We start from the raw sequence: 22777 nt of genomic DNA, 5'->3' as shown, positions 1-22777 counted from the left end.
CGGTGCGGCCCCGTGCAACTCGGTCCCGGGAGGGCCTCTGCCTCGCCGTCAGAGGAGATCTCCTGACGTTCGCACCCGCAGACCCGCCCGCTCGTGGCACACCGTGACGTGATGCCCCGAGGTGCCTCTCGTGCGCCCTCCCGCCGCACCCGCCGCCCAGCCTCCCACCTGCCGGAAGGCGCGGCGGTTACCGTGTCGTTCGGGTATTCGCCGAGGTGGGGGCGCACATTGTCACCACTCGGGGTGATTTCTGTGAGCCCGCGCACGAGCGTCGGACCACCTGATCGTGCGGCCATATGAACCGCGTCGCTCAAAGGGGTAGAAGTCTGCGCAATCCGAGTCGAGCGACACATGCCATTCCCTATGGTGAATGGCATATGCACGGACCTCCCTGCGCACCGGGCCAGTCCGACGGGCCGTGCGCGAGGACGCCCCATGGACACTTTCCGCACGGTCCGCAGCTTCCCGCCGACCGTCCGGTTCCTGATGGTGAACCAACTCGGCATCGACATCGGGACCTTCCTGCTGTTCCCCTTCCTCGCCGGTCACCTCGGCAGCAGCCTCGGCATGTCCGCGGCGACCGTGGGAGCGGTCCTGGGCACCATCCAGCTGAGCCATCAGGGTCTGGTCGTGCTGGGGGGCACCGCCTCCGACCGGATCGGCGGCCACCGCGTCATCCCGATCGGCTGTCTCCTGCGTCTGGGCGGCTTCGCGCTGTTCGCCGTCGTGGACGACGTCCGCGCGGTGTTCGCCGCCTCCGTCCTCACCGGCGTCGCCGGGGCACTGCTGTACCCGGCCATGAGGACCTGCGCAGCGCAGGCAGCCCCGCCCGACCGCCGGGCCGAGGTCTTCGCCATGCTCAACGTCTTCACCGCCACCGGCGGGCTGATCGGGCTGGCGCTGGGCAGCGCGCTGTGCGTGATCGACTTCCGGGCGACGGCGGTCACCGCCGCGGTCGTGCTCGCCGCGATGACGGCACTGCAGCTCTTCATGCTGCCCGCCCACGCCGGCGTCGGCCGGTCCGAGCGGCGCAGCCGCGGCTGCTCGATCCTCCGCGGCTGCCTCCACGTCCTGCGCGACCGGCACTTCCTGACCTTCTCCCTCACCATGACGGCCCTCACGGCGCTGGAGAACCAGGTCTACCTGCTGTTCGTGAACGCGGCGCAGCACGTGTCCGGGGCGCCCGCGGCCGCGGCGGTGATACCGATGGTCGGGGCGCTGGCCAGCCTCGCCCTCCAGCTGCGCGTGACGCGGCTGGTGCGGGCCAGGGGCGGCCCGGCCGCATGGATCGCACCGGGCCTGGCCGTCATGGGCCTGGCCTTCATCCCCCCGCTCCTGATCGCGCTCCACGAGCCCGACCCCACCACCGGTGGAACCGGAGTCGTGCTGTTCCTGCTCCCACTGGCGGCCGGAGCCTTCCTGCTCGCCCTCGGACAGATGGCCACCCAGCCGTCCACCCTGGAGCTGGTCTCGCGGCACGCGAGCGACGGTCTGATCGGCACCTACTTCGGGTTCTTCTACGTCATCTCGGGGGTCGCCGCCTCCGGCTGCACCAGCGCGGTCGGCTGGGCGATGGACGTCGGGGAGCGCACCGGACAGCAGTGGCTGCCCTGGCTGTGCTGCGCGGCCGTCGGACTTCTCTCCGCCGCCGGGGCGCTCCGGCTCCACCGCAGGGGCAGACTCCCGGGCATGGAGAGCCGGGTCGACGACATCGGCCCGCGGTGGGCCAAGACCCACTACACCGTGCCCGCGCCGAGGCGGGGACGGCGCAGGCGGGACCGTGTGGGGCGGTGACCGCGCGCGGGGCGGACGGCGTGCCGCCGCCCCGCGCGGCAGATCACCACCGCGCGCCGCCCCTGGCGGGCCGACGCCACCGTCCGAGGACACCGCCCCGTGCGGAACGCCGACCCGCACGGACCCGGTGGCTCAGCCGGTGAAGCCCATCCGCGCCAGCCGCAACGGCCCGCGCAGCCGGACCCGCAGGTCGTGCACGCCGTGCGCGGCCAGGGGAGCGCTCAGGACGGCGTAGTCGTACGGACCCGCCGTGGGACCCTCCGGGGCGAGCCGGGCCACCCGGGAGCCGTCGCCGAGGGACAGCTCCACGCTCCCCGTCCCCGACACCTCCACCACGACCCCGGCCACCCCGGACCCGAAGTCGCAGTCGCGGTAGAGCAGTTCGCCATGGTCCCGGTCCAGCGGAGTGACCGCGTCGCCCTCGACCTTGGTCCGGTCGACGATCTCGACGCCGCTCTGCTCGTCGAACGAGGCCGCGTCGATGCCGCGTTCCACCACGGCACGGGGCGCCGCGGGTTCGCCGTCCACCGTCACCGTCGCCCGCAGCCGGACGTCCTCGGCGGACGCGCCGACCAGGAACTCGTAGGCGCCCCCCTCGAGACGCGGCCGGTCCAGGGCGACGTCCCAGAAGGCGAGCTCCGGCAACGGCACGTCGAAGGAGACCACCGCCGTCCGCCCCGGCTCCAGCACCTCGCGCCGATGGGCGAGCAGTTCACGCCGCGGACGCGGAACCGAGGGCGACACCGCCCGGACGTACAGCTGCGCCACCTCGGCGGCGGCGACGCCGCCCGCGTTGGTGAGCGAGAAGGAGACCCGCACCGCGTCCCCCTCGACCCGCGCCGAGAGGTCCTGGTAGGCGAACTCGGCGTACGACAGGCCGTGCCCGAAGGGGAACAACGGCTCGCCCTCGAAGTACAGGTACGTCTGCCGGGAGGCGATCAGGTCGTAGTCGAGCAGCGGGGGCAGGTCGGCGTCGTCGGCGTACCAGGTCTGCGGAAGCCGCCCCGAGGGGGAGACGTCACCGGCGAGCACGCGGGCCAGGGCGGTCCCCGCGGCCTGCCCGCCGTGCGCGCTCCACAGCACGGCGGGGACGCGGTCGACGTCGACCGCGTACGGGTAGGAGGACACCAGCGCCAGCACCGTCCGCGGGTTCGCGGCGAGCGCGGCGCGCAGCAGCCGCTCCTGGTGCCCCGGCAGCCGCAGGGTCCGGCGGTCCTGCGTCTCACGGCCGTTGATGTGCGGATCGTTCCCGGCGACCACCACGACCACGTCCGCGCCGGCCGCGGCCCGGGCCGCCTCCTCCTCGCCCCGCGCGGTCCACACCGTGCGGAAGACCTCCCCGGCCCCGTCCGCCGCCTCGGCGACCCGCACGCCGTCGGCGCCGACCGTCACGCACCGGCCGGTGCCCAGGTGCCGCAGCAGATGGCCGTCCCCGCGCGGCTCCAGGCGGAAGGTCTCCTGGACCACCCACCCTCCCGGCCGGTCGGCCGACGCACGGACGTAACCGTCCTCCGCGACCGACAGGAGACGGCCGTCGGGCGCCCGCAGCGTCAGCACCCCCTCGCCCCAGTCGACGACGGCGAACTCGGTGCCCGTCCCCCCGGTCGTCACCGGCGGCAGGTCGGTACGGCCCGTCAGCAGCGCCGGGTCCAGGGCGCCCTCGGCGTCACGGGCCGGACCGGAGGCGCCGGCCGCTCCCGGCACCCGCAGGAAGTCGCCCGCCGAGGTCCGCAGCACCAGGCGGTCCGCCCCCTCGGCGAACTCCACCCGCTCCGCGCCGAACCGCTCCCGCAGTCCCGCGAGCGGTGTGCGGCTGCGGATCAGGGCCCCGCTGTACCAGTCGACCTTGCACTCGTCGGCGAGCAGCCCGACCACGGCCACCCGGGCACCGGGCGCGAGCGGCAGCACGCCCTCGTTCCTCAGCAGCACGACGGACTGCTCGGCGGCCTCCTGGGCGAGCGCCCGGTGTTCCGGCGTGTCGAAGGCGAGGTCCCGCGCGTGCGGACCCCCGTCCGGATCGAACTCGCCCAGCCGCAGCCGCACCGACAGCTGCCGGGTCACGGCGCGGTCCAGGTCGGCCTCCGTCAGCAGCCCTTCGCCCAGGGCCTTCAGGACGCGGCCCACCGTGGTCGCGCTGTCCTCGCCGTGATCGGTGAAACTGTCCACGCCGGCCCGCAGGGAGGCCGCCAGCGCCTGCTCGTGGGTGTCGAAGTAGTGCTCGGAGTCGACCAGGTTCGACGGCGCCCCCGCGTCCGAGCAGACCAGCAGCTCCTGGTCGGTCCAGGTGCGCAAAGGGTCCCGCAGGTACGGCGAGACGTGGTTCGGGCGGCCGTTGACCAGGTTGTACGCGGGCATCACCCCGGCGACCGCGCCCGCCTCCACCGCCCCGCGGAAGGCGCGCAGGTCGAACTCGTGCAGCACCCGCGGGCGGACGGAACTGGAGGCGGTGTCGCGGTCCGTCTCGTTGTTGTGCGCCAGCCAGTGCTTGAGCACCGGCGCCGAACGCCAGTACACCGGGTGGTCGCCCCGCAGACCACGGGTGTACGCGGCGGCGAGGACCGAGGTGAGGCGGGCGTCCTCGGAGTACCCCTCCTCGTTGCGGCCCCACAGCGGGTGCCGCAGCGGATTGACCACCGGCGCCCACACGTTGAGCCCCACCCGCTCGTCACGGGCGCGCATCGCCCTGAGCTCCCGGGACACCGCCTCGCCCACCCGGCGCACCAGATCCGGGTTCCAGGTCGCCCCCAGACCCACGGCCTGGGGGAACACGGTGGCCGGGCCCATCCACGCGACGCCGTGGAGCGCCTCCTGACCGGTCCGGAAGGCGGCGACCCCCAGGCGCTCGACGGCCGGGACGAACTGGTGCAGGAATGCCGCCTTCTCCTCCACGGTGAGGCGAGAGCACAGGTCCTGCGCGCGTCGGGCGAACGGCAGCCGAGGATCACGGAACGGAGGCGAGGACGGCGGCGCTGCGGTCACGGGTGATCCCCCTGGCGCTGGAAAGGGCGGGCTGCTTTCGAAGCGCTTCGATGCTCGACCGCGGCCCCCTGGAGTGTCAAGGCGGCCGGCGCTCCCGATCCCCTGCCACGCGGACAAGCCCCGCACCACGCGCCCGCAGGACGGCCGGTTCCCGCCCCCAGGAAGTTTCGAAACGAGTCTTGTGCGCCCCATGGTGTTCACCTAACCTCGCTGCACATCGAAGCGCTTCGACAGGGACCGCGCCCGGCGTCCCCGTCGTCGACGACCGTTCCAGCTCAGCCAGTTCAGCCAGCTCCGCCGAAGACACCGCAGCCGACCGGCCACCGCCGAGTGTCCTGGTGCGCCACGAAGGGTTGACGCAATGACGCCGAACGCCGCCCCCACCTCCGCCGGCCCCAGCCGGAGGAGCTTCCTCGCCTCCACCGCGGTCGTCACCGCCGCGGTGGCCGGCGGGATGCCGCTGCTCGCCGCCTGCGGGGGTGAACAGGAGGACCGCAAGGAGGGCGCCACCTCCGGCAAGGAGGCACGCAAACTCCTCCCGGCCTTCGTGGCGTCGAGCGTCGTCACGCCCGACCTGCCGGCGAAGAACGGATCGGCGTCCGGCTTCACCCGGGCGATCCCGGCGGCCGAACTGAAGACCTCGGTCCCGGCCAAGCTGGGCAGCGGGGGCGCCCTGCAGGTCATGTCTCCCTTCTGGGGGACCCCGCCCAAGGGCGACAACCCGTACTACAAGGCGATGAACGAGGCCGTCGGCGTACAGGTGACCTGGCAGAACCAGGACGGCGTCACCTACGACCAGAAGCTCGGCGCGGTCCTCGCCTCCGACACCGTCCCCGACGTCGTGGTCGTGCCCGGCTGGAACCTGATGGGCCGCATACCCAGCGCCATCAACGCCAAGTTCGCCGACCTCGGCCCCTACCTGTCCGGGGACAAGGTCAAGGACTACCCCAACCTCGCCGCCGTGCCCACCGAGGCCTGGCAGCGGGGCATCTTCGGCGGACAGCTGCGGGCCGTGCCCATGCCCGCCCCCTCCATCACCGACATCGCCCCCCTGTACCGCAAGGACCTGCTGGACGAAGAGGGCTGGACACCGCCCACCAGCCCGGACGAGTTCCTGTCCTGGGCCAAGGAGGCCACCGACGCCAGGTCCAAGCGCTGGGCCTGTGACGACATGAAGTGGACGGCCTTCAACGTCTTCGGCGTCCTGTCCGGCAGCGACAAGGCCCTGTGGTGGAACCTGGAGGACGGCAAACTCGTCAACCGCGTCGAGACGGACGCCTACCTCGAAGCCCTGGAGTGGACGCGCAAGCTGTACGCGGCCAAGGTGGTGCACCCCGACGCCGTGCAGGGCAAGGCCGGCGGCGAGGCCGGCAACCGCTTCACCGCCGGTGAAGTGCTGGTCTACAACCAGAACATCTCCGACTGGTGGGGCAAGACCGCCGAACAGCGCACCCAGCGCGACGACTTCGAGATGGCCGCGTTCGACATCTTCGGCGCCGACGGCGGCGACCCGACCCTCTGGGCGGTCCAGCCCGCCAACATCTTCACCTTCATCTCCCGCAAGGCGACCGAGCAGCAGGTCAAGGACTTCCTCGCGCTGTGCAACTTCTGTGCCGCGCCCTACGGCACGAAGGAGTTCATGCTCACCGCCTACGGCGTTGAGGGGACCGACTACACGATCGAGGACGGTCTGCCGGTCAAGACCACGCAGGGCATCAACGAGGTCAACGGCGCCTACGACTACACCGGCAACCCCGCCCCCTACATCGCCTATCCCGACCTGCCCGACGTCACCCGCGGCATGGTCGAGTGGCAGCAGCGCATGGGCGCCTTCACCAAGAAGTCCTCCTTCTTCGGGCTGACCGTCACCGAACCCAACCGCTGGTCCAACCTCGCCGACGACTTCGAGCAGCTCGAGGACGACGTGGTGCGCGGCCGCAAGAAGATCAGCGACGTGCAGCAGGCCGTGTCCGACTGGCGCGCCCGGGGCGGCGACGGCCTGCGGGACTGGTACCGCAAGCTGCTCGACGACAACGGCACCGCCAAGTGAGCCCGAGCGGACGCGAGGAGTAGGCGGTGTCGCACAGCACGGTGCCACGGAGCCCTGCCGACAGGCCCGACTCGGGGGCCGCCCCCGCGGAGACGGGCCCGGAGCCGGGCCTGGCCACGAAGCGGGCCCCGGCGACGACGCCGGGGCGCAGGAGCGGGAGGACCCTGCGCACCCGATGGCGGCGCGACCGCACCCTGGTCCTGATGACCCTGCCCGCGCTGCTGCTGGTCCTGGTCTTCAACTACGTGCCGATCCTCGGCAACGTGGTCGCCTTCCAGGACTACGACCCCTACCTCAGCGAGAACGGCTTCGTCGCCGTCCTGGAGAGCCCTTGGATCGGCTTCGAACAGTTCGAGCGGATCTTCGCGGACTCCGCGTTCTGGCACGCCGTGCGGAACACCTTCGTGCTGTTCCTCCTGCAACTGGTGCTCTTCTTCCCCGTCCCCGTCCTGCTCGCCCTGCTCATCAACAGCGTGGTCAGGCCCCGGGTACGGGCCGTCGCCCAGGCGATCATGTACCTCCCGCACTTCTTCTCCTGGGTCCTCGTCGTCACCGTCTTCCTGCAGATCTTCGGCGGCGCGGGCATCATCGCGCAGACCCTCCGCCAGCACGGCTACGAGGGCTTCGACCTGATGACCGACCCGGAGATCTTCAAGTACCTGGTGACCCTGCAGGCCGTCTGGAAGGACGCCGGCTGGGGCATCATCGTCTTCCTCGCCGCGCTGTCCGCCGTCCCCGGCGAACTGTACGAGGCCGCCGCCATGGACGGCGCCGGACGCCTGCGCCGCATGTGGCACGTCACCCTGCCCGCCCTGCGCCCGGTGATCGCCCTCCTGCTGGTCCTGCGGGTGGGCGACGCCCTCACCGTCGGCTTCGAACAACTGCTGCTCCAGCGGCAGGCCGTGGGGGTCGAGGCCTCGGAGGTCCTCGACACGTACGTCTGGTGGAACGGCATCCGCAACCAGGACTTCGGCTACGCCGCCGCGGCCGGACTGATCAAGGGCCTGGTCGGCCTGGCCCTCGTGCTCGGCGCCAACAAGGTCGCCCACCTCATGGGCGAACAGGGGGTCTACCACAAATGACCACCGTCCTCGGCACACCCGCCGGCGGCCCGCCGGCCGACGGCACCCCGACGCACGGCCCGCGGCCCGGCCGCCGGGCCGCCCCGCTCCGCCCCGCGTGGGAGGAGGAGCCCTCCAGGGCCGGACAGGCGGGCAAGGGCTTCGCCCTCGGTCTGGCCTGCCTGTCGATCCTCTTCCCGCTGTGGATCGTCGTCGTCACCAGCCTCCAGACGAAGCAGACCATCGACGAGGCCGGCGGCCTGGTCGTGATCCCGAAGAGCATCACCTTCGTCGCCTACCAGGAACTGCTCGGCGGAGGGCAGGTGCAGCGCGCCACCCTGGTCAGCGTCGGCGTCACCCTGGTCGGCACCCTCTTCAGCATGACGGTCTCGGTGCTCTGCGCCTACGGCCTCTCCCGCAGCGGCTCCCTCGGCCACCGCTGGATCCTGATGACGCTGCTCGCCACCATGTTCTTCGGCGCGGGCCTCATCCCCACCTACCTGCTGGTGCAGGCCCTCGGACTCACCGACACCTACCTGGCGCTCATCCTGCCCAGCGCGGTCAGCGTCTTCAACATCCTGGTCCTGCGGGCGTTCTTCATGAACATCTCCCAGGAACTGATCGACAGCGCCCGCATCGACGGAGCGGGGGAGTGGCGCATCCTGTTCCGCATCGTCGTGCCGCTCTCCCGGGCCGTGATCGCGGTCATCGCCCTCTTCTACGCGGTGGGCTACTGGAGCGCCTGGTTCAACGCCTCCATCTACCTGACGGACCAGGACATGATGCCGCTGCAGAACGTCATGATCCAGCTCGTCCAGCGCCAGCAGCGGCCGGTGGGCCTGGCCGCCCAGATCAACACCGGCGAACTCTCACCGCTGGCCATCCAGATGGCCGTGATGGTGATGGCGCTGCTGCCCGTGGCCGTGCTGTCGCCCTTCGTCCAGAAGCACTTCAAGGAGGGCATGCTCACGGGCGCCGTCAAGGGCTGAGCCACACCCACACCCACACCTGCTCCCACACCCACCCCCGGGCGCACCCGCCGTCGGCGCCCGCCCACCACCCCGCCCGCCAACCCCGCGAACAAGGTCACCGCAATGGACGCGACCCCCACGCACCGTCCCACCCTCGCCGACGTCACCCGCGGCCGCATCCTCTTCGGCGGCGACTACAACCCGGAGCAGTGGCCGGAGGAGACCTGGCACGAGGACGTCCGCCTGATGCGGGCGGCCGGCGTCAACTCCGTCACCGTCGGCGTCTTCTCCTGGTCCCGTCTCGAACCGGAGCCCGGCAGACGGGACTTCGACTGGCTCGACCGGCTCATGGACCTCCTGCACGCGAGCGGCGTCGGCGTCGTCCTCGCCACCCCGACCGCCTCCCCGCCGCCCTGGCTGGGCCACCTCCACCCCGAGACCCTGCCACGCGACGAGGACGGGCACGTCGAGCGGTGGGGCGGCCGCCAGCACTTCTCCCACTCCAGCGCCGCCTACCGGCACCACGCCGCCGCCATCACCGAGGACCTGGCGGCCCGCTACGCCCGCCACCCCGCCCTCACCATGTGGCACATCAACAACGAGTACTGCACCTACGACTGGGGCGACGAGGCCGCCGCACGCTTCCGTGACTGGCTGCGCCACCGCTACGGCTCGCTCGCCGCCCTCAACGAGGCATGGGGAACCGCCTTCTGGAGCCAGCACTACGGGGACTGGGCGCAGGTGCTGCCGCCCCGCCGCGCGCACTACCTGAAGAACCCCACCCAGGTGCTCGACTTCAGGCGCTTCACCTCCGACATGCTCCTCGAGTGCTTCACCGCCGAACGCGACATCGTCCGCCGCCACACCCCCCACCTGCCGGTCACCACCAACTTCATGCCGCTGTGGGAGGGCCAGGACGCCTGGCGCTGGGCCGAGGAGGAGGACGTCGTCTCCGTCGACCTCTACCCCGACCCGCGCGACCCGCTCGGCGCGCAGAGCGGCGCCCTCGTGCAGGACATGACGCGCTCCCAGGCCCGCGGCCCGTGGATGCTCATGGAACAGGCGGCCGGCGCGGTCAACTGGCGCGTCGTCAACCAGCCCAAGCCCCGCGGCCTCAACCGCCTGTGGAGCCTGCAGGCGGTGGCCCGCGGCGCCGACGCCGTCTGCTACTTCCAGTGGCGCCAGTCGCGGCAGGGGGCGGAGAAGTTCCACTCCGGCATGCTCGGCCACGCGGGAGAGCGCGGCCGCGCCCACCAGGAGATCAGGCAGCTCGGCGCCGACCTGGCCCGCATCGCCCCGCACGCCCACGGCGGCCGGGTCGGCGCCGGCATCGCCGTCCTGCACGACTGGCACTCCTGGTGGGCCGGCGACCAGGAAGCCCGCCCCTCCCGCCTCACCGACTACCCGCGGATCCTCGGCGCCTGGCACCGCGCACTGTGGCAGGCCCACCTCACCACCGACTTCGCCCACCCCGAACACGACCTGACCGCCTACCGGATGATCGTCGTCCCCCAGCTCCACCTGCTCACCGACGCCGCCGTCGACAACCTCCTCGCGCACGTCGCCCGGGGCGGCACCCTGGTCTGCGGCTTCCTGACCGGACTCGCCGACCAGGACGACCGGATCCGCCCCGGCGGCATGGACGCCCGGCTGCGCGACCTGTTCGGCATCCGCACCCTCCACGAATGGTGGCCGCTGGAGGAGGGCGAGAGCGTCCGGTGCGCCGGCTTCCGCGGCACCCTGTGGTCCGAGGAACTGGAGGCCGACGGCACCGCCGACGAGATCACGCCCTACCAGGGAGGCGAACTCGACGGCCTGCCCGCCGTCCTGCGCAAGGGACGCGCCTGGTACCTCTCCACCCTCCCCGAACCCGAACCGCTGCGGGCCCTGCTGACCAGGGCGGCGGCCACCGCCGGTGTCCGGCCGCCCCTCGACGGCCTGCCCGACCACGTCGAGGCGGTCCGCCGCGGCACCCTGCTCTTCCTCCTCAACCACGGCCCCGGACCGGTCACCGTCGACGTTCCCGGCACCCACCACGACCTCCTGACGGGCACCACCCACACCGACCGGGTCACCCTCGACCACCGCGGCGCGGCGGTCCTGCGGCCGTGAGCGCGACCCCCGTCCACGGCACCTGGGAGCCGGTCCCGGCCGCCCGCTGGGAGGACGCCTACCTCGCCGGAAACGGCCGGCACGGCGCCATGGCCTTCGGACACCCCCACGACGAACAGGTGATCGTCACCCATCACGCCCTGGTACGCCCCGACCCCGACGGCCAGGACGACCACGACCGGCGCCCTCCCCGCCTCGCCCACCGCCTCCGCGAGATCCAGGACCGCCTGCTCGCCGGAGACCTCACCGCCGCCGAGGACCTCACCGACGGCCGCCCGCTGCGCTGGGTCCGCCCCTTCCACCCGGCCTTCCGGATACGCCTGCGCCTGCCGCCCGGCGACCTCGGCGACCTGCGACGCACCCTCGACTTCCGCACCGGCGTGGCCGCGACCCGCAGCGCCGGCCGCACCGCGCGGCTGTTCGTCTCCCGCGCCGACGACGTCCTCGTCCAGCACGTCACCGCCCCCGCCGCCGGCCTCGACGTCACCCTCGACCACCGCCTCCCCGGCGCCCCCGAGGCACTCGACGTCCGCCACGACACCGTCCTCACCCCGGACGGCGCCCTGCTCGTCCTGCGCGTGCGCTACCCGGGCAGCGCACGCGGCTACACCGGCGTCACCCTGGTCACCGCCACCGCCACCGCCGCCGCCACCGCCATCGACGGCGGCATCACCCGCGGCCCCCGCGGAGCGCGCGTCGAGGACGCCCGGTCCGTCCTGCTGCTCACCCGGATCCGGCGGCACACCGGCGACAGCGACCCCCTCGCCGAAGGCCGCGCCCTGCGCCACCTGCTCCACCTCGCCGACGGCTCCTGGGACGCACTCCTCGCCCGCCATCTGCCCCACCACCGCACCGCCTACGACCGCGTCACCCTCGACCTCGCCGCCGACCCCGCCGAACGCGCCCTGCCGGGCTCCGCCCTGCTCACCCGCCCGGACAGCCCCGCCCTCACCGAACGGCTGTTCGCCGCCGGCCGCTACCACCTGCTCTCCTCCAGCGGCCTCAACCCGCCCCGCCTCACCGGCCTGTGGACCGGGGACTGGGACACCGCCTGGTCCGGTGCGTTCACCACCGACGCCAACCTCAACCTGCAGACCGCCTCCGCCACCGCCGCCGCCCTCCCCGAGGTCACCGAGGCGCTGGCCTCACTGGTCCACCGCCAGCTCCCCGACTGGCGTGACAACGCCCGGGCCGTCTTCGGCACCCGCGGCGTGGTCGCCCCCGCCCACACCGACGGATCCCGCGGCCACGCCTACCACTTCGACCGCGAGTACCCGCTCCACCTGTGGACGGCAGGCGCCGACTGGCTGCTCAAACCGCTCGTCGACCACGACGAGGCACACGGCCTACGCGATGCGCGCACCGCCGCCGCCCTCGCCGAGGTCGCCACCTTCTACGAGGACTTCCTCACCCGCACGGACAGCGAGGGCCGCCTCGCCGTCGTCCCCTCCTACTCACCCGAGAACCGCCCCACCGGCGGCAGCTGGGGTGCCCTCAACGCCGCCATGGACCTCTCCGCCGCCCGCCACGCCCTGCTCACCGCCGCCGCCTACCACCCCGGGAGCGCCGACCGCTGGCGCGCCCTGGCCGCGGCCCTCCCGCCGCACCGGATCAATGCCGACGGAGCGCTCGCCGAATGGGCCTGGCCCGGCCTGGAGGACGCCTACGAGCACCGCCACCTCAGCCACCTCTACGGCGTCTGGCCGCTCGAGGAGATCACCCCCCACGACACCCCCGAACTCGCCGCCGCCGCACACCGCGCCCTCCACCTGCGCGGCGCCGAGAACGACTCCGCCCACGGCCACCTCCACCACGCCCTGATCGCCGCCCGGCTCCACGACGGCGAGCGGGTCGGGCACGCCCTCGCCCAGGTGCTGCACGGCGACCACTTCCACGCCTCGCTGATGAGCTCGCACTACCCCCGCCGCGACGTCTACAACGCCGACGCCGCGCACACCCTGCCCGCCGTGCTGATCGAGGCCCTCGTCCAGTCCACCCCCGACCGCCTCGTCCTGCTCCCCGCACCGCCCCCGGCCCACCCCCGCGGCTCACTGCGCGGCGTCCGCACCCGCTTCGGCGCCGGCCTCGACCTGACCTGGACCCCCGAGGGCGCCACCGCCGTCCTGCGCCCCACCCGCACCCACCGCATCGAACTCAGGACTTCGGCCGGCGTCCGGTCCCTCGACCTGACCGCCGGCGAGGACCGCGTCCTGACCCTGAGGACACGGTGATCCCGTTCCCCCCACCCATGGAAGGACCACCATGGCACCACGCACCCTCCGCACGATCGCCAAGGCCCTGCTGGCCCCCGCCCTCGCCCTGGGCGTCACCGCCGGCCTCGCCACCGCCCCCGCCCAGGCCGCCGTCTGGAACACCTGCGACCAGTGGGGCAACACCAACCTGGGCGGCTACACCCTCTACAACAACATCTGGGGCTCCGGCGCCGGCGCCCAGTGCGTCTGGGCCAACTCCGGCACCAACTGGGGAGTGTGGGCCAACCACCCCAACACCGGCGGCATCAAGTCCTACCCGAACTCCAAGAAGGTCGTGAACCGCAGCATCTCCTCGCTGCGCACCCTCACCAGCAGCTACAGCGTCAGCGTGCCGTCCGCGGGCGCCTACAACACCTCGTACGACATCTGGGACACCGACCACGACTACGAGATCATGCTGTGGGTCAACCAGTACGGCCCGGTCGGCCCGCTCGGCAGCTTCCAGGGCACCGTCACCCTCGGCGGCCACACCTGGAACGTCCACAAGGGCGACAACGGCTCCAACCAGGTCTTCTCGTTCCTGCGCACCTCCCGCTCCACCTCCGGAACGGTCGACATGCTGCCCATCCTCCGCTGGATCAAGGACACCAAGCGCTGGATGGGTGACGAGACCATCGGCGACGTGCAGTTCGGCTACGAGATCACCTCGTCGTCGGGCGGCCTGGACTTCCGCACCGACAACCTGACCGTCACGGCCGGCTGACGCAAGAAGACGGGGCCGCCCGCACCCCACGGGCGGCCCCTACCGCCCGGTCCGGGACCCGTTGGACCGGGCGGTGCTCAAGGAGTGGTGCGCGAAGCACCGGCGGCGGCGCGCCCCTACGGCTCCCGGACCGGCAGAGTCGCCCCGTCGCGCAGGAACAGCGGAATGCGCTCCAGCGGAGCGTCCACCGTGACCTCCCCGCCGCCCTCGTACACCGCGTCCGTCCACGCGTCCGTCCAGCGCGCGCCCTCCGGCAGGTGCACCGTCCGGGCCGTGGCCCCGGCCTCGAGGACCGGCGCGACCAGCAGGTCACTCCCGAGGAGGTAGGCGTCGTCCACCGACCAGCAGGCCGCGTCGCCGGGGAACTCCAGGAACAGCGGCCGCATCACCGGCAGCCCTTCCTCGTGCGCCTGGCGCATCACGTCCAGGACGTACGGCCGCAGCCGCTCCCGCAGGCGCAGGTACCGCTCCAGGATCGCCCCGGCCTCCTCCCCGTACGCCCACACCTCGTTCGGGCCGCCCGTCATGTCCGGACCCAGGGGCATGCCCGGCTCACGGAACCCGTGCAGCCGCATCAGCGGGGACAGCGCGCCGAACTGGAACCACCGCACCATCACCTCCCGGTAGGCGGCGTCCTGCGGATCGCCGCCGTGGAAGCCGCCGATGTCCGTGTTCCACCACGGGATGCCCGCCAGCGCCGTGTTGAGACCCGCCGGGATCTGACGCCGCAGCGTGGCGAAGTCCGTGCCGATGTCGCCGGACCACAGCGCGGCCCCGTGCCGCTGACTGCCCGCCCACGCGGAACGGTTGAGGGTGATCACCTCTTCCTCCCCGGCGGCCGACAGTCCCTCGTGGAAGGCACGCGAGTTCTCCGCCGGGTACATGTTCCCGACCTCCAGACCCGGCCCCGCCCAGTACCGCAGGTTCTCCGGGAACCCCGGCTTCAGCTCCGGCTCGCACGCGTCCAGCCAGAAGGCGGTGATGCCGTACGGATCCAGGTAGTTCTCCTTGATCCGAGACCAGACGAACTCCCGCGCCTCGGGGTTCGTGGCGTCGTAGAACGCCACCTGCACCGTGCTCGCGACCTCCTTGTCCGGCCAGTCCGCGTGCGCCAGCGGCCCGTACTGCGTACCGATGAACAGGCCGCGCTGCTCCATCACCGGATGGTTCTCGCTCAGCGGCGACACCGACGGCCACACCGACACGACCAGCTTGACGCCGAGCTCCTCCAGCTCCCGCACCATCGCCGCCGGGTCCGGCCACTCCTTCGGGTCGAACCTCCACTCGCCCAGATGCGTCCAGTGGAAGAAGTCGCAGACGATCGCCGACAACGGCAGCCCCCGGCGCCGGTACTCCCGCGCCACCGCCAGCAGCTCCTCCTGCGTGCGGTACCGCAGCTTGCTCTGCCAGAAACCAGCCGCCCACTCGGGCAGCATCGGGGTGCGGCCCGTCACCGCGCTGTACCGGCGCTGCCCCGCCGCCGGATCGCCCGCGGTGATCCAGTAGTCGATCTGACGGGCCGAGTCCGCCACCCACCGGGTCCCGTTGTACGCGAGCTCGACCCGGCCGATCGCCGGGTTGTTCCACAGCAGCGTGTATCCGCGGCTGGAGGTGAGCACCGGGATGCCGACCTCGGCGTTGCGCTGCACCAGATCGACGACCAGGCCCTTCTGGTCCAGCCGGCCGTGCTGGTGCTGCCCCAGGCCGTACAGCCGCTCGTCGTCGTACGCGGCGAACCGCTGCTCGAGCCGGTGGTGCCCGTTGCCGACCGCCGTGTACAGCCGGGGCCCGGGCCACCAGAAGTGGGCGCGCTCCTCGGCCAGCAGCTCCTCGCCGTCGTCGGTGCGCAGGAAACGGACCAGGCCCTCGGCGTCGATCTCGGCGGTGAGCGACCCGACCGTGACCCGGCCCCGCCCGCCCTCGATCTTCACCGTGCCGTCGGCGCCGGGAGCCTGCGGGAGCAGCGCCCCGGGAAGGTCCCGCAGCACCGGCCCGCCCAGTCGGGCCCGCACCCTGACCGCGTCGGGCCCCCACGGCTCGATGCGCACGGTCTCCTGGCGCCCGCTCCACTCCAGGGCCCCGTCCCGCTCCCGGAGCGCGCCCACCGTGGGCGAGGACTGGGCGAGGCTGACCTTGGGCTGCGGCTCGGAAGTCTGGGTCACGAGGCATGCTCCTGGGGGAGTGCGGAGGTGGGAGGAAACCGTGGCCGGGCGCGAGGGGGCGACGGCAGCCGGGGGAGGGGCGGCCCGCGGGACCGGAGTCACGGGGAGGGGCTACGGCCGGGCGGGCGCCGGCCCCGAACTCGCCCGTATCGTCAGCTCCGGTGCGAGCAGCACGACCTCGTCACCGCCGCGCCCCTCGAGCTTGGCGACCAGATGGTCCACGGCGCGCCTGCCCATCTCCTGCGCCGGCAGGGCGACGGACGTGAGCGCCACCGACGCCTGGACGGCGACCTGCTCGGGGCAGATCGCCACCACCGAGACGTCCTCGGGCACGGCCCGGCCCCGCTGCCGCAGCAGCGCCAGCAGCGGCTCGACCGCGGACTCGTTCTGCACCACGAAGCCGGTGGTGTCCGGGCGTTCGTCCAGGATCCGGGCGAGCGTCACCGCGGTCGCGTCGTACCCGCCCGCGCACGGCCGGTGCAGCAGCCGCAGGCCCAGCTCGCCGCCCCGGGACCGCAGTCCCTGAAGGGTGCGCTCGGCGAAGCCGGTGTGCCGCTCGTAGACCGCGGGCGCCTCGCCGATCACCGCGACGTCCCGGTGCCCGAGCGCCGCCAGATGGTCCACGCACAGCGCGCCGGTGGCCCGGAAGTCGAGGTCGACGCAGGTCAGGCCGGTGGTGTCGGACGGCAGCCCGATCAGCACCGCGGGCTGCTCCTGCTCACCGACCGGCCGCCCCTGACCGGCCACGCCGCCGCGCAGCAACGGCAGCCGCTCGTCGTCGAGTTCGACGTCCATCAGGATCATGCCGTCGGCCAGTCCGCTGCTGGTGACCCGGCGCACCGCGTCCGGACCCTCCTCGCCGGTGAGCAGCAGCACGTCGTAGCCGTGCGTGCGGGCCGTGGTGGCCACCGCGATCGCTATCTCCATCATCACCGGCACGTACATGTCGGTCCGCAGCGGCACCATCAGCGCGATGATGTTCGACCGGTTGCTGGCCAGGGCGCGCGCGCCCGCGTTGGGGTGGTACCCCAGCTCCCGGATGCTGTGCTCGACCCGCTCCCGGGTTCCGGCGGAGATGGAACGCTTGCCGCTGAGGACGTAACTGACGGTGCTGGCCGAGACTCTGGCGTGCTGGGCGACCTCGGCGAGGGTGACCATCCGGCTCTCCAAGCTCTGTGAAGCGCTTCGACGCCGAGGGCGGAACGGCCCAGCGGGAAGCGAGGGTGGTAGGACACTAACCCCGGCGGGCACGCGTGTCCATAGTCGTCGAAGCGCTTCGACTGTGTCGAATTTCTTCGACTCCGCACACGTCTTGACGCCGGGTCGGCGGCCGATCGAAAGTGGGAGCGCTCCCACCCCTGCGTGAGCCGGTCCGAGGCTCCACGGGGTCCCCCCGCCCCAGCCGGGCGTGCCCCGTCGCGTGCGGAGATCGGCCATCGAGCCGGACCCGACGGCCACGCCCGCGCACCGCCCCCTGCCCCGGCGCTCCACGGGCCGCACCGCGCCCGCGCGGCCGGGGTGACGAGGAAGGAAGAGCTGTGCACGAGTCCCCTCCCCCCAGAGGCAGACCGCTGCCCGGTGGCACCGCGCCCACCGCCACGCCCCGGCCGTCCGCCGCCACGCCCCGGCCGTCCGCCGCCACGCCCCGGCCGTCCGCCGCCACGCCCCGGCCGTCCGCCGGCCCGCCCCGGCCGTCCGCCGGCCGGCCGCGAGGCGGCCTGCCGAAGGCCGCTCTCGTACTGGCCACCGCCTTCGGCCTGCTGTGCGCCGCCCTGTTACCCGCCGCCGCGGCCAGGCCCACCGAACCCCAGGACGGCCCCGCGCGTGCCGAGGCCGCCGCCGCGGCGGCCGAGGTCGGCTGGAAGAACGTCCGCATCGACGGCGGCGGCTTCGTGCCCGGCATCGTCTTCAACCGCAGCGAACCCGACCTCGCCTACGCCCGCACCGACATCGGCGGCGCCTACCGCTGGGTGGAGTCGACCAAGAGCTGGAAACCCCTGCTGGACCACGTCGGCTGGGACGACTGGGGCCACACCGGAGTGATCGGCCTCGCCTCCGACAGCGTGGACCCGGACAAGGTGTACGCGGCGGTCGGCACCTACACCAACGACTGGGACCCCGGGAAGGGCGCGGTGCTGCGCTCCTTCGACCGGGGCGAGACCTGGGCCAAGGCCGACCTGCCCTTCAAGCTGGGCGGCAACATGCCCGGCCGCGGCATGGGCGAACGCCTGGCCGTCGACCCCCACCGCAACAGCGTCCTGTACCTGGGCGCCCCCAGCGGCAACGGCCTGTGGCGCTCCACCGACAGCGGGGCGACCTGGGCGAAGGTGACCTCGTTCCCCAACCCCGGAACCTACGTCGCCGACCCGGACGACGCCGGCGGCTACAACGGCGACATCCAGGGCATCTCCTGGGTCACCTTCGACGAGTCGACCGGCAGCGCGGGCACCGCCACCCGGACGATCTACGTCGGGGTCGCCGACAAGGCGAACAACGTCTACCGCTCGACCGACGCGGGAGCCACCTGGTCCCGCGTGGCCGGTCAGCCGACCGGGCTGCTCGCGCACAAGGGCGTCCTGGACGCCGAGAACGGCTACCTCTACCTCGCCTACAGCGACACCGGCGGCCCTTACGACGGCTCCACCGGACAGGTCTGGCGCTACGACACCGGCAACGGCGAATGGACCGACGTCAGCCCGCTTCCCGCCGCCGACACCTACTTCGGCTACAGCGGCCTGACCGTCGACCGGCAGAACCCCGGCACGGTGATGGTCACCGGCTACAGCTCCTGGTGGCCGGACACGCAGATCTTCCGCACCACCGACAGCGGCGAGAACTGGACCCGGGCCTGGGAGTTCACCTCCTACCCCACCCGTTCCGACCGCTACACCATGGACATCACCTCCGTACCCTGGCTCGACTGGGGCGCCCACCCCACGCCGCCGGAGGAGACCCCCAAGCTCGGATGGATGACCGAGGCGCTGGAGATCGACCCGTTCGACTCCGACCGGATGATGTACGGAACCGGCGCGACGATCTTCGGCACCGAGAACCTCACCCAGTGGGACAAGGGCGGAAAGCCCGTCATCAAGCCGATGGTGAAGGGGCTGGAGGAGACCGCCGTCCTGGACCTGGTGGCCCCGCCCTCCGGCGCGACCCTCATCAGCGGCCTCGGCGACATCGGCGGCTTCCGGCACACCGACCTGAACGCGGTGCCGGCCAAGATGTTCCAGTCGCCCAACTTCACCTCCACCACCAGCCTGGACTACGCCGAGTCGAACCCGAACACCGTGGTGCGGGCCGGCAACGTGGACAGCGGCGCGCACATCGCGTTCTCCTCCGACAACGGCGCCAACTGGTGGGCGGGTTCGGACCCCTCCGGCGTCACGGGCGGCGGCACGGTCGCCGTGTCGGCGGACGGCGGCCGCTACGTGTGGAGCCCCGAAGGGGCGGGCGTGCACACCGGCTCGGGATCCTCCTGGACGGCCTCTTCCGGCATCCCGGCCGGCGCCGTCGTGGAGTCCGACCGCGTCGACGCCAAGAAGTTCTACGGTTTCAAGGACGGCGCCTTCTACGTCAGCACCGACGGCGGCGTCACCTTCACCAAGCGCGCCTCCACCGGCCTGCCCGACGGGACGTCCGTGCGCTTCAAGGCGGTCCCCGGCCGCGGCGGCGACATCTGGCTGGCCGGCGGCGCCAAGGACAAGACCTACGGTCTGTGGCACTCCACCGACTCCGGCGCGACGTTCACCAAGGTGGGCGGCGTCCAGGAGGCCGACACCATCGGCTTCGGCAAGGCCGCCCCCGGCGCCGCGTACCAGACCCTGTACACCAGCGCCAAGATCGGCGGCGTCCGCGGCATCTTCCGCTCCACCGACGCCGGCGCCAACTGGGTGCGTGTCAACGACAGCAAGCACCAGTGGGGCTGGACCGGCTCCACCATCACCGGCGACCCGCGCGTGTACGGCAGGGTCTACGTCTCCACCAACGGCCGCGGCATCGTCTACGCCGACACCGCGGACGTCCCCTCGCCGACCGATCCGACCGATCCGCCGGACCCGACCGACCCGCCGGACCCCACGGATCCGCCGGACCCGGTCGACCCGAAGGGCGCCTGCACGGTCGACTACCGCGTCACCAACCAGTGGCAGGGCGGATTCCAGGCCGAGGTCAAGCTGACGAACACCGGCGACAGCGCCTGGCAGGCGTGGAAGCTCGGCTGGTCCTTCCCCGACGGCCAGCGCGTCACGCAGCTCTGGAACGGCTCCGTCGCCCAGAGCGGCGCCCAGGTCACCGTCACCAACGTCGCGTGGAACGGACGCGTCGCCCCCGGCGGCTCGGTCACCGTCGGCCTCACCGGCTCCTGGACGGGTTCCAACGGCCCGCCCACCGCGTTCACCCGCGACGGAGCCGCCTGCGGCTGACCCGGCCCCGCCACCGCACACCGCGCCCCGCCCGGAGCACTCTCCGGGCGGGGCACGGCGCGCTCCCCCCCCCCGGCCTCGGCCTCCGCGCCGAACGTCGGCGCAGGCTTCCGAACCGGTGTGCTAGAAACATCGAATGATCTTGCAGCCGCTACGGGCGGACACCCGCTCCTGGCAGGACGACCACCTGCGGGAACTGTTCAGCGAGGGATTCCCGCAGTTCATCACCGCCGACCACCTGGTGAAGCAGTACATCGGCCGGGTCCGCGAGTGGTTCGGTGCCTTCGACCTGATGCTGGTGGACGAGCAGGACGTCCCGGTGGCCTGCGGCTGGGGCGTGCCCGTGCGCTGGGACGGAAGCCCGCAGGACCTCCCCGGCGGCTACGCGCAGTCCCTGGTGCGTGCCGTGGAGGGACACGAGGCGGGGACGGAGCCCGACACGCTGGTCATCTGCGGGGCGGTCGTCACCCCCTCCCTCACCGGCCGCGGCCTCGCCGGACAGGTGCTGACCGCACTGCGCGCGGTGGCGGCGGAGGCCGGCCTGAGCAAGGTCGTCGCCCCGGTCCGCCCGACCCTCAAGGCCCGTTATCCGCTCACGCCCATGGGGACCTTCATGACCTGGACCCGCGAGGACGGCCTGGCCCTCGACCCGTGGATCCGCACGCACCAGCGCCTGGGCGCGGTCGTCCTCGGGCCGGCGGAGGTCTCGCAGACGATGACCGGCACGGTCGCGGAGTGGGAACGCTGGACCGGCATGGCCTTCCCCGCCTCCGGGGAGTACGTGATCCCCGACGGCCTCGCCCTCCTGCGCGTCGACCGGGCGGCGGACCGCGGCGTGTACGAGGAACCGAACGTGTGGATGCGGCACGTCTGAGCCGCCCGCGCGCCGGCCGGCCACCGGCTCAGGCGACGTGGCTCCCGCCGGCCGGGAGATCCGCCGTCGAACGCTGCCGGACGGCCAGGAGCGCGATGTCGTCGGTGACGTCACCGTGGGTGTGCTCGCGGAGGGCGTCCAGGAGCAGACCGAGGAGGTCGGCGGGGGCGACACCCTCCGGACGCCGGTCGGCGAGGCGCTCCAGCCACGACCGCAGCGGGAAGAACTCGCCGGCCTTGTTGCGTGCCTCGGTCACGCCGTCGGTCACCAGCAGCACCGTCTCCTGCGGCCCGAGCGGCAGGCGGCGGACGGCGGGGGTGCCGCCGACGAGTTCGGCCATGCCGACCGGCGCGCCTTCCTGCTGCGGCAGCTGCCACACGCCGCGCGGGCCGATCACATAGGGCCCGTCGTGCCCGAAGTTGACCACCTCGACCATGTGCGGGTCCGCGTCGGGGAAGGCGAGCACGACGGCCGTCGCGAACCGTTCGGTCCGGTCGCCGAAGGCCTGCCGCAGCAGGTTGTGCCGCCGCAGCCCGTTCTCCATGCGCCGGGCGACGACGTCCAGGTCGTGCTCGTAGTAGCCGGCCTCGCGGAAGGCCCCGGTGACCGCGCCGGCCGTCGAGACCGCCGGCAGGCCCTTGCCCTGCACGTCTCCCAGCAGGACACGCGCCCCGAACGGGGTGGCCAGCACGTCGTAGAAGTCGCCGCCGACCCGTGCCTCGACGTCCGCCGCCCGGTAGTGGGCCGCGGTCTCCACCCCGCCCCAGTCCGGCGGGATGGGACGCAGGACGACCTCCCGGGTGGCCTCCGCGGAACTCTGCAGGTGCCGCACATAGCTGTGGGCCTGCGACCTGAGCACCGCGATCAGCACCGCCAGCAGCGACGCCGTGACCTCCAGGAGGAAGTCCTCCGTCCGGATGAACACCTCCGGGTGGGTGACGTCGATGTAGCGATTGAGCACCACCACGATCACCCCGAACAACAGGGTGACACCGGGCGAGCAGACCCCCGACGCCAGCAGGGGCACCATCAGCAGCCAGTTCACGATGCGGATGGACGGGCCCAGCTCACCGACGAGGACGATGACGACCAGGGCGCTGGTGGGAATCACCCACGCCGCCCGGTCGAAGCGCGTGAGCAAGGGCTCGCGCCTCTCCTGCGAGGCGATCCGACGATGCGGCGAGTTCGGAATCACCGGCCCAGTCTCCCTCCGCCCCCTACCCCCCGGCGGCATCACGCGCCCACACCCGCCACCTTTCACGCCAGCCCCGGGGCGCCGCCGCCCGTGCCTCCCCGGCCCCCACCCCGCTTGACCCTGACACGGTGACAAGCCCTTCACTGTCCCCGAGAAGCCCTTCACCGTCCCCGAGGAGG

At 72.7% G+C, this 22777-nt stretch carries 13 protein-coding genes; 9 read left to right on the top strand and 4 right to left on the bottom strand.

Translation table 11 applies throughout. The features are described 5' to 3' along the window. The first annotated feature begins 435 nt into the window (after positions 1-435). Positions 436-1794 (top strand): MFS transporter, encoded by a 1359-nt coding sequence (locus Sfr03f_RS21130; RefSeq protein ID WP_108955568.1) that lies wholly within the window; start codon positions 436-438, stop codon positions 1792-1794. Between the two features lie 132 nt (positions 1795-1926). On the opposite strand, the gene Sfr03f_RS21125 is transcribed toward Sfr03f_RS21130, so the two are convergent. Then, positions 1927-4773 (bottom strand): glycoside hydrolase family 3 C-terminal domain-containing protein, encoded by a 2847-nt coding sequence (locus Sfr03f_RS21125; RefSeq protein WP_170145129.1) that lies wholly within the window; start codon positions 4771-4773, stop codon positions 1927-1929. Positions 4774-5134: 361 nt separating this feature from the next. Between Sfr03f_RS21125 and Sfr03f_RS21120 the strand changes: the two genes are divergently transcribed. From Sfr03f_RS21120 to Sfr03f_RS21095, 6 genes are all read left to right on the top strand, one after another. Beyond that, positions 5135-6823 carry an extracellular solute-binding protein gene (locus Sfr03f_RS21120; protein WP_108955566.1) on the top strand — a complete coding sequence of 563 codons (1689 nt, stop codon included), beginning with the start codon at positions 5135-5137 and terminating at the stop codon, positions 6821-6823. 110 nt (positions 6824-6933) lie between these two features. Continuing rightward, positions 6934-7905: an ABC transporter permease gene (locus tag Sfr03f_RS21115; RefSeq protein ID WP_435841923.1), complete on the top strand. Its 972-nt coding sequence runs from the start codon at positions 6934-6936 to the stop codon at positions 7903-7905. Next, complete coding sequence (locus Sfr03f_RS21110) at positions 7902-8873, top strand: carbohydrate ABC transporter permease (protein ID WP_108955564.1); 972 nt, start codon at positions 7902-7904, stop codon at positions 8871-8873. Before Sfr03f_RS21115 ends, Sfr03f_RS21110 begins: the two co-directional genes overlap by 4 nt. A gap of 105 nt (positions 8874-8978) precedes the next feature. Further along, positions 8979-10967 carry a beta-galactosidase gene (locus Sfr03f_RS21105; protein WP_108955563.1) on the top strand — a complete coding sequence of 663 codons (1989 nt, stop codon included), beginning with the start codon at positions 8979-8981 and terminating at the stop codon, positions 10965-10967. Beyond that, complete coding sequence (locus Sfr03f_RS21100; RefSeq protein ID WP_108955562.1) at positions 10964-13198, top strand: glycosyl hydrolase family 95 catalytic domain-containing protein; 2235 nt, start codon at positions 10964-10966, stop codon at positions 13196-13198. The genes Sfr03f_RS21105 and Sfr03f_RS21100 overlap by 4 nt, the downstream gene beginning before the upstream one ends. Before the next feature lie 31 nt (positions 13199-13229). Then, positions 13230-13943, top strand: coding sequence for a glycoside hydrolase family 12 protein (locus Sfr03f_RS21095; protein ID WP_108955561.1), 714 nt, complete (start codon positions 13230-13232; stop codon positions 13941-13943). Between the two features lie 116 nt (positions 13944-14059). On the opposite strand, the gene Sfr03f_RS21090 is transcribed toward Sfr03f_RS21095, so the two are convergent. Beyond that, positions 14060-16105: a glycoside hydrolase family 31 protein gene (locus tag Sfr03f_RS21090; protein ID WP_108955560.1), complete on the bottom strand. Its 2046-nt coding sequence runs from the start codon at positions 16103-16105 to the stop codon at positions 14060-14062. 111 nt (positions 16106-16216) lie between these two features. Continuing rightward, on the bottom strand, positions 16217-17263 hold the full coding sequence (locus Sfr03f_RS21085; protein WP_108955559.1) for a LacI family DNA-binding transcriptional regulator: 1047 nt from the start codon (positions 17261-17263) through the stop codon (positions 16217-16219). 560 nt (positions 17264-17823) lie between these two features. Here Sfr03f_RS21085 and Sfr03f_RS21080 point away from each other — a divergent pair. Together Sfr03f_RS21080 and Sfr03f_RS21075 are read left to right on the top strand one after the other, a co-directional pair. Beyond that, positions 17824-20529 (top strand): cellulose binding domain-containing protein, encoded by a 2706-nt coding sequence (locus Sfr03f_RS21080; protein ID WP_108955966.1) that lies wholly within the window; start codon positions 17824-17826, stop codon positions 20527-20529. A 136-nt stretch (positions 20530-20665) separates the two neighbouring features. Then, positions 20666-21403, top strand: a complete 738-nt coding sequence (locus Sfr03f_RS21075; RefSeq protein WP_108955558.1) for a GNAT family N-acetyltransferase — start codon at positions 20666-20668, stop codon at positions 21401-21403. Positions 21404-21431: 28 nt separating this feature from the next. On the opposite strand, the gene Sfr03f_RS21070 is transcribed toward Sfr03f_RS21075, so the two are convergent. Next, the gene (locus tag Sfr03f_RS21070; RefSeq protein WP_245967682.1) at positions 21432-22544 is read right to left on the bottom strand and encodes a PP2C family protein-serine/threonine phosphatase; all 1113 of its coding nucleotides are present in this window, start codon (positions 22542-22544) and stop codon (positions 21432-21434) included. Positions 22545-22777 lie beyond the last annotated feature (233 nt).

Origin of the sequence: Streptomyces fragilis (assembly GCF_003112515.1) — a bacterium.
Classification (GTDB): domain Bacteria; phylum Actinomycetota; class Actinomycetes; order Streptomycetales; family Streptomycetaceae; genus Streptomyces; species Streptomyces fragilis.
This window is presented reverse-complemented; position numbering and strand designations above follow the sequence as displayed.

What these genes read in the sequence shown, in the direction of transcription:
- Sfr03f_RS21130 (WP_108955568.1), top strand. Translation starts at nt 436, where the DNA reads ATGGACACTTTCCGCACGGTCCGCAGCTTCCCGCCGACCGTCCGGTTC.
- Sfr03f_RS21120 (WP_108955566.1), top strand. Translation starts at nt 5,135, where the DNA reads ATGACGCCGAACGCCGCCCCCACCTCCGCCGGCCCCAGCCGGAGGAGC.
- Sfr03f_RS21110 (WP_108955564.1), top strand. Translation starts at nt 7,902, where the DNA reads ATGACCACCGTCCTCGGCACACCCGCCGGCGGCCCGCCGGCCGACGGC.
- Sfr03f_RS21105 (WP_108955563.1), top strand. Translation starts at nt 8,979, where the DNA reads ATGGACGCGACCCCCACGCACCGTCCCACCCTCGCCGACGTCACCCGC.
- Sfr03f_RS21095 (WP_108955561.1), top strand. Translation starts at nt 13,230, where the DNA reads ATGGCACCACGCACCCTCCGCACGATCGCCAAGGCCCTGCTGGCCCCC.
- Sfr03f_RS21085 (WP_108955559.1), bottom strand. Translation starts at nt 17,263, where the DNA reads ATGGTCACCCTCGCCGAGGTCGCCCAGCACGCCAGAGTCTCGGCCAGC.
- Sfr03f_RS21075 (WP_108955558.1), top strand. Translation starts at nt 20,666, where the DNA reads ATGATCTTGCAGCCGCTACGGGCGGACACCCGCTCCTGGCAGGACGAC.